Origin of the sequence: Nocardia sp. NPDC058519, assembly GCF_042719755.1 — a bacterium.
Lineage (GTDB): Bacteria > Actinomycetota > Actinomycetes > Mycobacteriales > Mycobacteriaceae > Nocardia.
Genome location: NZ_JBHXNK010000026.1, coordinates 69835 through 83749 on the forward strand (window position 1 = coordinate 69835; position 13915 = coordinate 83749).

Consider the following 13915-nt stretch of genomic DNA (forward strand, 5'->3'; position numbering starts at 1 on the left):
AAATAACCCTACGATATCGGTTCAATTTCCCGATACATCGTCCGTTCAAATCGCGGCTACGTTTCGGTCGTTATTACCCCGGTAAGCGGCCACGATCGAGGTAACGCCGCGGAATCGGCCGGAATCCGGCGTTCCCCGGTCGCCACCTGCCTCACAAACGACGCGGCCCCCCGACGAGAATCTCGTCGAGGGGCCGCGGAAGCACTGGTGTGCCGGTGATCAGCGCAGGATCTGGCGAGCCATCACCAGACGCTGGATCTGGTTGGTGCCTTCGTAGATCTGGGTGATCTTGGCGTCACGCATCATGCGCTCGACCGGGAAGTCGGTGGTGTAGCCGGCGCCGCCGAAGAGCTGGACGGCGTTGGTGGTGACCTCCATGGCCACGTCCGAGGCGAAGCACTTGGCGGCGGCCGAGATGAAGCCGAGGTTCTTCTCGCCACGCTCGGCGCGGGCGGCCGAGGTGTAGACCATCAGGCGCGCGGCCTCGATCTTCATGGCCATGTCGGCCAGCATGAACTCGGTGTTCTGGAAGCTGGCGATGGTCTTGCCGAACTGCTTGCGATCCTTGGTGTAGGCGATCGCGGCGTCGAGCGCGCCCTGGGCAAGGCCGACGGCCTGCGCGCCGATGGTCGGGCGGGTATGGTCGAGAGTCTGCAGCGCGGTCTTGAAACCGGTGCCGGGCTCGCCGACGATGCGGTCGCCGGGGATGCGGCAGTTCTCGAAGTACAGCTCGGCGGTGGGCGAACCCTTGATGCCCAGCTTGTGCTCGAGCGGGCCGACCACGAAACCCTCGTCGTCCTTGTGCACCAGGAACGAGGAAATACCATTGGCGCCCTTGTCGGCGTCGGTCACGGCCATCACGGTGTACCAGGAAGACTTGCCGCCGTTGGTGATCCAGCACTTGGAGCCGTTGAGGACCCAGTCGTCACCGTCGGCCTTGGCGCGGGTGCGCATGGCGGCGGCGTCGGAACCGGCCTCACGCTCGGACAGCGCGTAGGAGGCCATCTCGCCGTTGACGATGTCGGCGAGGACCTTGGTCTTGAGCTCTTCGGAGCCGTTGAGGATCATGCCCATGGTGCCGAGCTTGTTCACGGCGGGGATCAGCGAGGAGGAGCCGCACACGCGGGCGACTTCCTCGATCACGATACAAGTGGCCACCGAGTCGGCACCCTGGCCGCCGTAGGCCTCCGGCACGTGCACGGCGTTGAAGCCCGCGGCGTTGAGCGCGGTGAGCGCCTCCTCCGGGAAGCGTGCGTTGGCGTCGACGTCCTTGGCGTAAGGAGCGATCTCCTTCTCCGCGAGGCCGCGGATGGCGCCGCGCAGCTCGTCGTGGAAGTCCTCGAGCTTGAACAGTGCGAAATCGGGGTTACCAGCCATCGGGGGCACACTCCTGGTCGTGGTCGTGATCGCCGCTGCGGTCTCACAGCGCGTGGTGGGTCGGCACGCAGTGCCAATCTACCGAGGATTATACGCGCGGCACTCTATCGCTACATGCGGATATATGGGTGGCACTCAGTGTCATCGCCTCATGCGCTGGCGTGCGCGGCGCTCACAGGTTACCGAGGCGTGCGGTGAGTAGATCGGCCACCTTGCGTGGCGGCATGTCGCGGGGAAACACGGCGAGCACCAGTTCGTCGGGCTCGGTCTGCGCGCGTCTGCCGCGCGGAATCATGGCCAGTTCGGTGCGCAGATCCCCCACCGTTGCCCCCGATTCGCCGCGCACCATCCGGCGCAGCAAGTAGTTGTGCGTGGCGGTGACGGCGGCCGTGTACTGCACCCGGACAAGGTCGGGCACCTCCGGCAACCGGCCGCGCAGGAACTCGGTGAACAGCCGCTCGTACCGGAACACCGTGACGATCTCGCGCTCACGCAACGCGGGCACCCGCCGCACCACCTGATACCGCCGCGCCGCGATGTCACGCCACTGCGTGAACCGCTCGAACACCCCGATCACAGCCTCACACACCGCGTCCCACGGATCCCCCGCACCGACCCCCGCCAGAAACTCCTCCGCCGAGGCCAGCTGGAACTCGTGATCAGCGAAGATCACATCCTCTTTGGACCGGAACTGCCGAAAGAACGTCCGCCGCGAAATCCCCGCCGCCACCGCGATCTCATCCACCGTCGTCGCCTCGTACCCCCGCTCGGCGAACAACCGCAACGCCTGATCAACCACCGTGAGCCGAAACTGCGCCGCGTCATCGTGTGCCACGGGGGTCAACCGTAGTCACCGCGATACGGACGCCTTCACGCGACATCGCCGCCGGCGCGGGGCTATGCCAATAGTTCATCCACCGATGACACGTCCAGAGATCGACGGAGCCACGTGGCCAACTGCACTTCGTCGTGGCACGCACGGATCCGATCCGCCGCGTCCTCAGTGACGACAACGCCCCTGTGCCGCAGAACCATCAGCACATCCTCGGCTCGGCCTTCCGCACGTCCCTGCGCCCTGAGCTTCTGCGCGGATTCGGAACGGAAGAACGAGAGATCGGTAGCCATGTGCTTCCTCCAGGTCTCGGCTGCGTCAGTATGGGAGATGCCCTGCTCGATCAACTCGACGTAGAACTCGGTCGTCTCGTTTCCGCCCAGCCGACGAATGCCCGCGACGATCGCTCCCAGTATCGCACCGATCTCCGGCTCGCGAGCGTGGGTGACGGCCGACAAAGCCGCCAAGGGCAGATCCTGAACAACTGCGGCCGGGTCGATGATCGCCGGCACATTGTGTGGGCCGAGTACCAACGGATGCAGCGTGATCGTGGTCCAGAAAGCGTGCCCCAGTTTCATCGGAGTCGTCGCCCACCGCGCGGTGGCGTGGTCATGGCAGATGACGACGAGGATGACCGGCAGCTTGTACTTGTTGCGTAGGAAGGTCACGTAATACGACCAGGCGTCAGGTCGTGAATTGTCGGCCGAGGACTGCGCCTCGACCACCATCAGAAATCTGTCGTCGACAGTCGTGATATCCAAGATCGTGTCAGCGCGCCGCTCGACCGGAGCCGTCTCCGTGAGGTCTACCGAAACCTGCTCTACCGCAGTCGGTTTGGAGAAGGGCAGCTTCAATACGGCGAAGGCATGAGCGATCGCCGCCGCATCATGCTGAAAAATCCGATGCATCGCTTCATGCGATGAGGTCACCATGCACGGAACGTACGCCCGATCGAACATCAGTGCGAAATCGGCAGCGATTTCCCCGAATTCGGCGATTCGGGCACGTCATACACGCCGAGGCGCCGGAAGCCGTAGCCCTACCGGCGGGGGGTGGGCGACTCAACCGAGGAGTTTGTTGCGCAGGGCTTCGTCTTTGGCGAGGACCATTTGTTCCAAGCCTGCCTGGAACTGTTCCATGCGGGTGCGCAAGGACTCGTCGGAGGCGCCGAGGATGCGGACTGCTAGCAGGCCTGCGTTGCGGGCGCCGCCGATGGAGACGGTGGCGACCGGGACGCCTGCGGGCATTTGGACGATGGACAGCAGCGAGTCCATGCCGTCGAGGTATTTGAGGGGGACCGGGACGCCGATGACGGGGAGGGGGGTGGCCGAGGCGACCATGCCGGGTAGGTGGGCGGCGCCGCCCGCGCCCGCGATGATCACCTTCAGGCCACGGCCTGCCGCGTCACGGGCGTAGTCGAGCATGCGCTGGGGGGTGCGGTGGGCGGAGACGACGCCGACCTCGAAGCGGATGCCGAATTCGGCGAGTGCTTCCGCGGCGGCTTCCATAGTTGGCCAGTCGGAGTCGCTGCCCATGATCAGGCCGACCTGGGGACCGGGGGTGCTCACGTGGGATTCCCTTCGGGAAGTGGTTGGCGCCCACGGGAATTCGCGGGCTACTCGGGTGCGGCGGGTCAGGCTCCGTGCGGGTCCCAGCCATCGGTCCAGACGGCGTGCGACATCCAGTGCGCGGCCCGCTCGGCCTTTTCGCGCACCTCGGTGACGTCGTCGCCGAGGATGTTGATGTGACCGATCTTGCGGTCGGGGCGTTCGCCCTTGCCGTAGAGGTGGACCTTCGCCTCGGGCAGGCGGGCGAACAGGTGGTGCAGGCGCTCGTCCATCGACATCTCGGGCGTCTTGGCGGCACCGAGGATGTTCGACATCACGGTCACCGGCGCGAGGGGGCTGGTATCGCCGAGCGGGTAGTCGAGGACCGCGCGCAGGTGCTGCTCGAACTGGCCGGTGCGGGCACCGTCCATGCCCCAGTGACCGGAGTTGTGCGGGCGCATCGCGAGCTCGTTCACCAAGAGCTCGCCGTCGTGGGTTTCGAACAGCTCCACCGCCATGACACCCACCACACCGAGACCCGCGGCCAGCTCGAGCGCCATCGTCTCGGCGCGCGCGGCCAGGTCCTCGTCCAGATCCTGGGCGGGGGCGATCACCACGGCGCACTGGCCGTTGCGCTGGACCGTCTCCACGACCGGCCAGGTCGCGGCCTGCCCGAACGGCGAACGCGCGACCATCGCCGACAGCTCACGCTTCAAGTCGACCTTCGACTCGGCCAGCAGCTGCACACCGTGCGCGAGCTGGTCGGTGACCAGCTCGGTGGCCTCGGCGGCATCGGCGGGCATCCAGACGCCACGGCCGTCGTAACCGCCGCGCACGGCCTTCAGCACGAACGGCCAGCCGTGCTCGTCACCGAACGCCACCGCGTCCGCGGGCGCTGTGACCTCGACGAAAGCAGGAACCGGCAGACCGAGCCCGGACAGCTTCGTCCGCATGGCCAGCTTGTCCTGGGCGAAGATCAGGGCCTGCGGCGGCGGCGCCACGTTCACGCCCTCGGCCACCAGCACCTCGAGGTGCTCGGTGGGCACGTGTTCGTGGTCGAAGGTCAGCGCGTGCGAGCCGTGGGCGGCTTTGCGCAGCGCGTTCAGGTCGCCGTGACTGCCGAACACGACGTCGGGGGTGACCTGGGCGGCCGGGTCGTCGGGCCGCTCGGCGAGCACCCGTAGACGCTGGCCGAGGGCGACCGCGGCCTGGTGCGTCATGCGCGCGAGCTGGCCCCCACCGACCATCGTGACGGTGGGCATGGCTGACGGATCGAATGAACGTGCACTCACGTCGTGCAATGTTGTCATGTCGAATGCGAATGTTCGCGACCGGTACACTCGGAACTCGTGTCAATCGTCGACGACGTGGTCAGCGTCCTTCCCCCACGCCTGCGCGAAACCGCGATCAGGCACAAAGAGCTGATCAAGTTCGCCATCGTCGGAGCGACGACGTTCGTGATCGACAGCGGCCTGTTCTACCTCCTGAAATGGACGGTTCTCTCGGACAAGCCGATCACCGCCAAGATCATCTCGGGCGTGGTGGCGGTAATCGCGTCCTACATCCTCAACCGGGAATGGTCGTTCAAGAACCGGGGCGGGCGCGAGAAGCATCACGAGGCACTGTTGTTCTTCGGGGTGAGCGGGATCGGGGTGATCCTGAGCAATATCCCGCTGTGGATCTCGATCTATGTGCTCGATCTGCGGCAACCACATGTGAGCTTCCTCGTAGAGAACATCGCCGATTTCGTCAGCGCTTTCGTGATCGGCAATCTGCTGCAGATGGCGTTCCGGTTCTGGGCGATGCGGCGCTGGGTGTTCCCCGACGAGATGGACGAGATCGTCGCCGAGCTCGAGGACCTGATCGAAGAGGAACAAGAGCACCTCGGCCACAGCTGAGCAACCAGCTGGGTCAGCGCGGCTCGGTGAGGGTCGCGTTCTGCGGGCGGTTGAGCTTGGAGCCGAGGAACACCGCGAACAGGGCGGGGCGGCGACGCTGCAGCTCGAGCCGCCCACCGTCGGCCTCCACCAGCGCGCGGGCCAGCGCCAGACCCACACCGGTCGATCCGCCCGCGGAGAAACCACGATCGAAGATGTGCGGCGCGAGTTCATCACGCACACCCTCACCTTCGTCGGAGACTTCCACACAGATCAGCGGGTCGCGTGAACTCATGGTCGGGACCGTGCGCACCGAGATCGTGCAGGTGCCCGCGCCGTGCATCAGGGCATTGTCGACCAGCACCGCGACAGCCTCACGCAGCCGCGAACCGGTGATCGGGGCCTGCAGGGATTCATCGCCGAGCAGGAGCAGTTCGCGCCCGGTCTCGTGGAACGGGTGGGTCCACTCCGTGACGACCCCGCGCAGCTCCGCCATCACCGGGACCGGATCGCGGTCGGTGGCGTCTTCGTCGCGGGAGGCGCGGACCAGGTCGTCGATGGCCTCGGTGAGCCGGTCGACCTGCGCCATCGCCTCCTCTGCCTCGTGCACCACCTCGGGGTCGGCATGGGTGGACAACTCGTCCAGACGCAAACGAACGGCCGTCAGGCGGCTGCGTAGCTGGTGGGAAACGTCGGCCACCAGCGCGTGCTCGCGTTGCAGGCGGCCCGCGATCTCGACGGTCGCCGAATCGAGCACATCGGAGACCCGGTCCAGTTCCGCGATGCCGTGGCGGCGGGGATCGGGCCGGAAGTCGCCCATCGCCAGCCGGGCGGCCCGCGCGGCGACATCGCGCAGCGGATCGGCGACCCGGCGCGCGGTCACCACGGCGACCGAGAACGCCGCACCGAGCGAGGCGAGCACGGCCAGCGCCACCGCGGCCACCGCCTGCTCCTGCCTCGAGTGCATCGGCCCGGCGGGCACCTCGAGCCGCAGCGAACCTGACGTACCCATCGACAGCGATTCGACCAGCGGATCCGTGACTTCCCCGACACCGATGTCGGTGCGCGCGGCATTGTCGTGCGGGGCCGGATAGACGATCGTGAGCTTGCCGCCCTCGGGGACCAGCGCGCTCATGGCGCGCACGTCGAGGCCGTCCGGGACGGTCCCGTCGACGCGTTCCTGGGCGATCACCTCCGTCGAGATCCGCTCGAGGCGACTCTGCAGATCGTTGCGGGTGATGTCCTCGACCCACAGCCAGGCGGTGTAGATCAACGGCACGCCGAGCACCACCGTGGTGATGGTCAGCACGGTCAGGATCGAACGCAGGATGCGGCGGCGCACTGCCCGTCAGCCTCGGTGCGAGGTGGGTCCGTCGGTATTGAGCCGGAACCCGACACCGCGCACGGTGACGATCCGGCGCTCCGCCATCGGCCCCTCGTCACCGATCTTGCGACGCAACCAGGACATGTGCATATCGAGGGTCTTGGAACCGCGTAGGTCGGCGTCGCCCCAGACCTCGCGCAGGATGGTCTCGCGCGCCACCACCTGACCGGCCCGGTCGATGAGGACCTTGAGCAGCTCGTACTCCTTGTTGGCCAGGTTCACCTCGGAACCGTTCACCAGCACGCGCCGGGCCGCGGGTTCGAGCCGGATCGCGCCGACCTCCACCGCGTCGTCACCGATTCCACTGCGCCGCAACAGAGCTCGCACGCGGGCGAGGAGTTCGGCCAGCCGGAACGGTTTGCCGACGTAGTCGTCGGCGCCCGCGTCGAGGCCGACGACGAAGTCGACCTCGTCGGTGCGGGCGGTGAGCATCAGCACCGCCAGATCGGCACCGCTCGCGCGCACCTGCCGACACACCTCCAGCCCGTCCATGCCGGGCAGGCCCAGGTCGAGGATCAGCAGGTCGTGGTTGCCCTCGAGGGCGCGGCGCAACACCGCCGGGCCGAAGCGTTCGACGGTGACGGTGTAGCCCTCACGCCCCAGTGCACGCGATAGAGGTGCGGCGATCGCCTCGTCGTCTTCGGCCAGCAGTACTGCGGTCATGTGCACAGGTTAGGCGAAACCTACGCCTGCGCTGCGGCCATGCGCAGCTGAGGAACGCTGCGCGTCGGCGCCTGAAATGTGTTCTCGATCAGCGAGGAGGGGCAGCTCACCGGTAGCCACCACCCCAATGCTGCTCGTTGGCGGAGCGGCCCGCCTCGAACACCTGGTGGTAGAGCAGCGAATGAACCTGCTGCACCTGGGGCACGTCGTCGTATTCGAGCGGCTCCTCCGAGGAGGAACCGATGATCAGGGTGCCGGTGCCGAGCACCCGGTCCAGCAGACCGTGGCGGAACTGCACGCTGGAGATGCGGCTGAGCGGGATATCGATGCCGGTGTGGGTGAGCACGCCCTGGCGTACGAGCACCCGCCGCCCGGTGACGATGAAATGCGTCGACTTCCAGGCGATCACGCGCGCCACGACCCGCCAGGCGATCAGCCCGAGCCAGACCAGACCGATCAGGATCAGCAGCACCGTGCGCACGTGCCCGGTGGTATTGCGCCAGGCCAGGCCGCCGAGGAAACCGGCGATCGCGGTCGCGGCGATAAGAGTGACGATGGGCCACACCAACATTTTCCAGTGCGGGTGGCGGTGCAGGATCAACTGCTCGTCGGGCGCGAGGACATCCTCCGGGTAACCCATGACCGAACAGTACCGCGCTGGCACACCGCATTTCTCGATGCCACGACCGAGGCGATACTGTGGATTCCACGCTCGATGCCAGGTTTTGCCCATATCTGCTTGCTCGACACCGACAGTGGAGGCACGCGTGACCAAAGATCTGACTCAGCTCGAAATCCTCACGGCCCTCGAACCAGTGGCCGAACAGAACCTCAACCGGCACCTTTCCATCGCCAAGGACTGGAATCCGCACGATTACGTTCCGTGGGAGGAAGGCCGCAATTTCGCCGCGATGGGCGGAAGCGATTGGGAGCCATCGCAATCGCGACTCACCGATGTCGCCAAGGCGGCGATGATCACGAATCTGCTCACCGAGGACAACCTGCCGTCCTATCACCGCGAGATCGCCGAGAACTTCTCGCTCGACGGTGCGTGGGGCACCTGGGTGGGCCGCTGGACCGCCGAGGAGAACCGCCACGGCATCGTGATCCGCGACTACCTCGTCGTCACCCGTGGTGTCGACCCGGTGGCGCTGGAACAAGCGCGGATGATCCACATGACCCAGGGCGCGCACGCGCCGGCGAACTGGGGTGGATTCCTGGTCAATGTCGCGTATGTGACGTTCCAGGAGCTGGCCACCCGGGTGAGCCACCGCAATACCGGTCGCGTGTGCGAGGACCCGGTCGCCGACAAGATGCTGGCCCGCGTCGCCACCGACGAGAACCTGCACATGATCTTCTACCGCAACCTTTGCGCGGCGGCTCTCGACCTCGCCCCCGACCAGGCGATGCCCGCGATCACCAAGGTGCTCACCAACTTCCAGATGCCGGGCGCCGGCATGCCCAACTGGCGGCGCAACGGCGTGCTGATGGCCAAGCACGGCATCTACGACCTGCGCCAGCATCTCGACGAGGTGGTGCGGCCGGTGCTCAAGCAGTGGAACGTCTTCGACCGCAACGACTTCGGTGCGCGCGGCGAGGCGGCGCGCGATGAACTCGCGCTGTTCATCGACAAACTGGAGAAGGACGTGCTGCGGTTCGAGGAGCAGCGCGACCGGTTGCTCGCGCGCGAGCGCGTGGTGGCCGAGCGCGCGACGACGGGTGCGGCCGCACGTTGATCCGTCCTGGCGACGGGCCCGGCTCGGGCCCGTCGTCAGTACTGTCCGCGCAGGTGGGACACGTCGCCCGCGGAGACAGCCCGTTCGCCGATGAGCAGGCGGCCGGTGTCGTCGACGCCGGTCGCCACCCCGGTGAGCACCGTCCCGCCGGGCAGTTCGGCGCGCACGTCGATACCGATGGTGGCGCACCGCTCGCGGTATTCGGCCACCAGATCGGCGGTGCTCCAGCCCGACCGCTCCCACGCGGTGAAGCGGCGCGCGAACTCGGTCAGGATCGCCTCGGCCAGCGCGGTGCGGTCGACATTCCCAGCACCGGCCAACGTCAGCGAAGTCGCGTGTGCGACAGGCAGTTCCGACTCGTCGAGGTCGACATTCATGCCGATGCCGACCACCACGGCAGGCGCGATCCCGGTCGCGGCGACCTCGGCGAGAATGCCCGCGAGCTTGCGGCCGTCGAGCAGGACATCGTTGGGCCACTTCAATTCCGGCGCGACCCCGGCCGTGCCGCGCAGCGCGTCGACCACCGCGATGCCGGTGAGCAACGGCAGCCAGCCGAGCGCGGCGGGGTCGATGCCGGGCAGGCGCACCAGGATCGACAGCGAGATCTGGGCCCGGGGCGGACTCACCCACGCGCGGGCATGCCTGCCGCGACCGCTCACCTGTTCCTCGGCCAGCAGGGCCTGGCGGTCGGCGGACGGGTCGGCGGCGCGGGCGACGAGATCGGCGTTGGTCGATCCGGTCGACTCGACCACATCGATCCGCTCGTAGAACGACAGTGCGGGTGAGCTGCTCAGACGTGGCGCGTCGATCGGTGCCCTGTTCATTCGGGGCACGCTACCGGGAGTCAACAGTGAACGATCACCATGGCACCGAAGAGGCGCTGTGGGCGCAGCCCATCCTCAGACCGCGCATGGCCGGAGCGAATGCGGAGGTACGCCTAGCTGGGGTTTCTCTACTGGCCGGTAAGCCGGACTGCCGTGGTGCGCGACGGTGTCACTCGTTACACTCGCAACCCATGACGAGTGTCCAGCAGCAGCCCGCATCGGAATCGGCGGGCACCCCCGATATCCACACCACCGCCGGGAAGCTGGCTGATCTGCGGAATCGGCTGGAAGAAGCGCAACACCCGATGGGTGAGACCGCGGTCGACAAGGTGCACGCCAAGGGCAAGATGACCGCGCGCGAGCGCATCCTCGCCCTGGTCGACGAAGGCTCCTTCGTCGAACTCGACGCCCTGGCCAAGCACCGCAGCGTGAATTTCGGCCTCGAGCACAACCGCCCGCTCGGTGACGGTGTCGTCACCGGTTACGGCACGATCGACGGCCGCGACGTGTGCATCTTCTCCCAGGACGTCACCGTGTTCGGTGGCTCCCTCGGCGAGGTCTACGGCGAGAAGATCGTCAAGGTGATGGACCTGGCCATCAAGACCGGCCGCCCGCTGGTCGGCATCAACGAAGGCGCGGGCGCGCGGATCCAGGAGGGTGTCGTCTCCCTCGGGCTCTACGGCGAGATCTTCCACCGCAATGTGCAGGCCTCCGGCGTGATCCCGCAGATCTCGCTGATCATGGGTGCCGCCGCCGGTGGTCACGTGTACTCCCCCGCGCTCACCGACTTCGTGGTGATGGTCGATCAGACCTCCCAGATGTTCGTCACCGGTCCCGACGTGATCAAGACCGTCACCGGTGAAGAGGTCTCCATGGAGGACCTCGGTGGCGCGCACACCCACATGGTTAAGTCCGGTGTCGCCCACTACGTCGCCTCCGGCGAGCAGGACGCCCTCGACTACGTCAAGGACCTGCTGGGCTACCTGCCGAGCAACAACCGCGCCGAGGCCCCGCGCCACGCGCCCACCGACCCGATCAACGGTGCGATCGAAGAGTCCTTGACCGACGAGGACATCGAACTCGACACGATCATCCCCGACTCGCCGAACCAGCCCTACGACATGCACGAGGTCATCCGTCGCCTGCTCGACGACGACGAGTTCCTCGAGGTCCAGGCCGAGCGCGCGATGAACATCATCTGCGGCTTCGGTCGCGTGGACGGCCGCAGCGTCGGCATCGTCGCCAACCAGCCCACCCAGTTCGCAGGCTGCCTCGACATCGACGCCTCGGAGAAGGCCGCGCGCTTCGTGCGCACCTGCGACGCCTTCAACATCCCGATCATCACCCTGGTCGACGTGCCCGGCTTCCTGCCCGGCACCGGCCAGGAATACAACGGCATCATCCGCCGTGGCGCGAAGCTGCTCTATGCCTACGGTGAGGCCACTGTGGGCAAGATCACGATCATCACTCGCAAGGCCTACGGCGGCGCCTACGACGTCATGGGTTCCAAGCACATGGGTGCCGATGTGAACCTGGCGTGGCCGACCGCGCAGATCGCCGTGATGGGTGCCTCCGGCGCCGTCGGCTTCGTCTACCGCAAGCAGCTGGCCGAGGCCGCCAAGAACGGCGACGACGTCGATGCGCTGCGCCTCGAGCTGCAGAACGAGTACGAGGACACTCTCGTGAACCCGTACGTCGCCGCCGAGCGCGGATACGTCGACGCGGTCATCCCGCCCTCACACACCCGTGGCCAGATCGTGTCGGCGCTGCGGCTCCTCGAGCGCAAAATGGTGACCATGCCGCCGAAGAAACACGGCAACATTCCGCTCTGAAAACGCGATATCCCGGATAGGCCGCGCACACTTGTTGTGGAAGACAACTATTGATCAGCGCGGCCACACCGGGAATGATCGCGTCAACCGCGCTGTGAAGCGAAGTAAGTGCAGGAAGGATCTGGCACTGTGACAACTGTGGCAGAAGAAGACGTGTTGACAGTCGCCGAGCTCGAGCTCGTCGTCGAACCACTCGTCGAAGAGGCCGAACTGTCGGCGGGCGCGGTGGTCGAGGCCCCCGTGCCGGCCACCGGCGAGCCGATGTTCCGCATTCTCAAGGGTTCGCCCACCGATCAGGACATCGCGGCTCTGGTCGCCGTTCTGAGCGCGGCGTCCGCCAACGCGCCCGCCGGTGGATCGAACGGACCGGCCGACGCATGGGGTACACCGACGTTGACGCATCGGGGCACGAACCCGTTCTCACCGTACGTGTACCCGATGCTGTCGCACCTGCGCTGAGGTGATCGAGCTGGGTGCTCCGGTGACCGAGCTGGTGCTCCGGTGACCAGACTGGTTCTGGCATCGGCGTCCCCCGCCCGGCTCGGGATCCTGCGCACGGCGGGCATCGACCCCGTGGTGCGGGTCTCGGGCGTGGACGAGGACGCGGTGTCGGCGGCACTGCCCGCCGGCACCTCCGCACACGATGTCGTCGTCGCCCTGGCGCGCGCCAAGGCGGTCGACGTCGCCGCCTCGATTCCCGAACTCGACGCCGACTGTGTTGTCGTCGGCTGCGATTCGATGCTGCTCGTCGACGGGCAGCTACAGGGCAAACCACACACCCCCGAGGTGGCGCGCGAGCGCTGGGCCACGATGGCGGGCCGCAGCGCGGACCTGATCACCGGGCACTGCGTGCTGCGGCTGCGCGACGGTGAGATCGTCGCCGAGTCGGCCGAATGCAGCAGTACCACGGTGCATTTCGCGAAGCCGACGCCGGACGAGCTCGATACCTATATCGCAACGGGTGAACCGCTGAAGGTCGCGGGCGCGTTCACGCTGGACGGCCTCGGCGGCTGGTTCGTCGACCGGATCGAGGGCGACCCGTCCAGCGTCATCGGGATCGGACTACCGCTGTTGCGCCGGCTGCTCGAAGACGTCGGTGTCGGTGTCACGCAGCTGTGGCGGGATCCGCGGGACTGACGGCGCGATCACGTGCTGATCCCCGGGCTCCTTGGCCGGGGTGCGATCGGGCGCGGTCATCGTCAGGTCGAGCCGGGCCGTACACAGTTCGGGCTCGATGAACGGATGCAGCTGCACGTCCACCCGGCCACGAGCGCCGTTGCGCTCGAGCACCTCCCGCATGAGACCCATGTGCACACCACACACCACCTCGGCGTGTGAGCGGGCCAGTTCACGCAGCGGGCAGGCGGTCAGATTGATCTGTACGTGCTCCGTCGTCTCACCGGCGGGCTCCTTCTCGGGCGCGAACCCGAGCTCCGACATCAGCGACATGGTGATGTCCCTGGCGTCGGCGAGGGTTTCCACCGGCTGCGTGCCGATATCCATCCGCGCACCCCACGCGCGGCCCGCGGCCACGGCGGCGGCGGATCGGGCGACCGGATCGGGACCGAGATGGTCGGCCAGTACCTGCGCGAGCTCCTGATATCCCACCGAGCGCTGCACCGCGCGATAGCCGATGCGCGGGCGTCCGCGACCGCGTGGCGGTTGCTGGAACTGGCGAACCAGCGATTCACGGGTGAGGACATCGAGGTGGAATCGGACGGTGGTGACGTGCTGTCCGGTGATGCGGGCCAGTTCCTGGGCATCGAGGGGCTCGGTGGCGCCACGTAGGATCGCGAGCAGTCGCCGTCGCGGCCAAGAATCGGACATAGCTCACCCCTCCTCT

The 13915-nt window shown here is 67.0% G+C and carries 15 protein-coding genes; 5 read left to right on the forward strand and 10 right to left on the reverse strand.

Annotated elements, in window-relative coordinates; genetic code table 11:
- Positions 1–219: 219 nt before the first annotated feature.
- The 5 genes from ACFWPK_RS25685 to ACFWPK_RS25705 all read right to left on the reverse strand — a co-directional run bounded on the left by ACFWPK_RS25685 (position 220) and on the right by ACFWPK_RS25705 (position 5066).
- Entirely contained in the window at positions 220–1377 is a 1158-nt protein-coding gene (locus ACFWPK_RS25685) for an acyl-CoA dehydrogenase (RefSeq protein WP_378919876.1), read from the reverse strand.
- Positions 1378–1549: 172 nt separating this feature from the next.
- On the reverse strand, positions 1550–2212 hold the full coding sequence (locus ACFWPK_RS25690; protein WP_378919878.1) for a TetR family transcriptional regulator: 663 nt from the start codon (positions 2210–2212) through the stop codon (positions 1550–1552).
- Positions 2213–2274: 62 nt separating this feature from the next.
- On the reverse strand, positions 2275–3141 hold the full coding sequence (locus ACFWPK_RS25695; RefSeq protein ID WP_378919880.1) for a hypothetical protein: 867 nt from the start codon (positions 3139–3141) through the stop codon (positions 2275–2277).
- A 129-nt stretch (positions 3142–3270) separates the two neighbouring features.
- Positions 3271–3777, reverse strand: coding sequence for a 5-(carboxyamino)imidazole ribonucleotide mutase (gene purE, locus ACFWPK_RS25700; RefSeq protein ID WP_378919882.1), 507 nt, complete (start codon positions 3775–3777; stop codon positions 3271–3273).
- Between the two features lie 65 nt (positions 3778–3842).
- Positions 3843–5066 (reverse strand): 5-(carboxyamino)imidazole ribonucleotide synthase, encoded by a 1224-nt coding sequence (locus tag ACFWPK_RS25705; protein WP_378919884.1) that lies wholly within the window; start codon positions 5064–5066, stop codon positions 3843–3845.
- 39 nt (positions 5067–5105) lie between these two features.
- Between ACFWPK_RS25705 and ACFWPK_RS25710 the strand changes: the two genes are divergently transcribed.
- On the forward strand, positions 5106–5654 hold the full coding sequence (locus ACFWPK_RS25710; RefSeq protein ID WP_378919886.1) for a GtrA family protein: 549 nt from the start codon (positions 5106–5108) through the stop codon (positions 5652–5654).
- A gap of 13 nt (positions 5655–5667) precedes the next feature.
- Here ACFWPK_RS25710 and ACFWPK_RS25715 read toward each other — a convergent pair whose 3' ends face one another.
- From ACFWPK_RS25715 to ACFWPK_RS25725, 3 genes are all read right to left on the reverse strand, one after another.
- On the reverse strand, positions 5668–6975 hold the full coding sequence (locus tag ACFWPK_RS25715) for a sensor histidine kinase (RefSeq protein WP_378919888.1): 1308 nt from the start codon (positions 6973–6975) through the stop codon (positions 5668–5670).
- Between the two features lie 6 nt (positions 6976–6981).
- Positions 6982–7680, reverse strand: coding sequence for a response regulator transcription factor (locus tag ACFWPK_RS25720; RefSeq protein WP_378919890.1), 699 nt, complete (start codon positions 7678–7680; stop codon positions 6982–6984).
- 106 nt (positions 7681–7786) lie between these two features.
- The gene (locus ACFWPK_RS25725; protein ID WP_378919892.1) at positions 7787–8320 is read right to left on the reverse strand and encodes a PH domain-containing protein; all 534 of its coding nucleotides are present in this window, start codon (positions 8318–8320) and stop codon (positions 7787–7789) included.
- Between the two features lie 127 nt (positions 8321–8447).
- Between ACFWPK_RS25725 and ACFWPK_RS25730 the strand changes: the two genes are divergently transcribed.
- Entirely contained in the window at positions 8448–9416 is a 969-nt protein-coding gene (locus ACFWPK_RS25730) for an acyl-ACP desaturase (RefSeq protein WP_378919894.1), read from the forward strand.
- 35 nt (positions 9417–9451) lie between these two features.
- Here ACFWPK_RS25730 and ACFWPK_RS25735 read toward each other — a convergent pair whose 3' ends face one another.
- On the reverse strand, positions 9452–10240 hold the full coding sequence (locus ACFWPK_RS25735) for a biotin--[acetyl-CoA-carboxylase] ligase (protein WP_378919896.1): 789 nt from the start codon (positions 10238–10240) through the stop codon (positions 9452–9454).
- A gap of 191 nt (positions 10241–10431) precedes the next feature.
- Between ACFWPK_RS25735 and ACFWPK_RS25740 the strand changes: the two genes are divergently transcribed.
- From ACFWPK_RS25740 to ACFWPK_RS25750, 3 genes are all read left to right on the forward strand, one after another.
- Positions 10432–12072: an acyl-CoA carboxylase subunit beta gene (locus ACFWPK_RS25740; RefSeq protein ID WP_378919898.1), complete on the forward strand. Its 1641-nt coding sequence runs from the start codon at positions 10432–10434 to the stop codon at positions 12070–12072.
- A 129-nt stretch (positions 12073–12201) separates the two neighbouring features.
- Positions 12202–12531, forward strand: coding sequence for an acyl-CoA carboxylase epsilon subunit (locus tag ACFWPK_RS25745; protein WP_378919900.1), 330 nt, complete (start codon positions 12202–12204; stop codon positions 12529–12531).
- Positions 12532–12573: 42 nt separating this feature from the next.
- On the forward strand, positions 12574–13209 hold the full coding sequence (locus tag ACFWPK_RS25750) for a Maf family protein (protein WP_378919902.1): 636 nt from the start codon (positions 12574–12576) through the stop codon (positions 13207–13209).
- Here ACFWPK_RS25750 and ACFWPK_RS25755 read toward each other — a convergent pair.
- Positions 13135–13899 carry a helix-turn-helix transcriptional regulator gene (locus ACFWPK_RS25755; protein WP_378919904.1) on the reverse strand — a complete coding sequence of 255 codons (765 nt, stop codon included), beginning with the start codon at positions 13897–13899 and terminating at the stop codon, positions 13135–13137. The genes ACFWPK_RS25750 and ACFWPK_RS25755 overlap by 75 nt on opposite strands.
- Positions 13900–13915: the final 16 nt, after the last annotated feature.

Bases quoted from the DNA above. Each gene is read 5' to 3' on its own strand.
- ACFWPK_RS25685 (WP_378919876.1), bottom strand. From the start codon at position 1,377: ATGGCTGGTAACCCCGATTTCGCACTGTTCAAGCTCGAGGACTTCCAC.
- ACFWPK_RS25695 (WP_378919880.1), bottom strand. From the start codon at position 3,141: ATGGTGACCTCATCGCATGAAGCGATGCATCGGATTTTTCAGCATGAT.
- ACFWPK_RS25705 (WP_378919884.1), bottom strand. From the start codon at position 5,066: ATGACAACATTGCACGACGTGAGTGCACGTTCATTCGATCCGTCAGCC.
- ACFWPK_RS25720 (WP_378919890.1), bottom strand. From the start codon at position 7,680: ATGACCGCAGTACTGCTGGCCGAAGACGACGAGGCGATCGCCGCACCT.
- ACFWPK_RS25725 (WP_378919892.1), bottom strand. From the start codon at position 8,320: ATGGGTTACCCGGAGGATGTCCTCGCGCCCGACGAGCAGTTGATCCTG.
- ACFWPK_RS25735 (WP_378919896.1), bottom strand. From the start codon at position 10,240: ATGAACAGGGCACCGATCGACGCGCCACGTCTGAGCAGCTCACCCGCA.
- ACFWPK_RS25740 (WP_378919898.1), top strand. From the start codon at position 10,432: ATGACGAGTGTCCAGCAGCAGCCCGCATCGGAATCGGCGGGCACCCCC.
- ACFWPK_RS25755 (WP_378919904.1), bottom strand. From the start codon at position 13,899: ATGTCCGATTCTTGGCCGCGACGGCGACTGCTCGCGATCCTACGTGGC.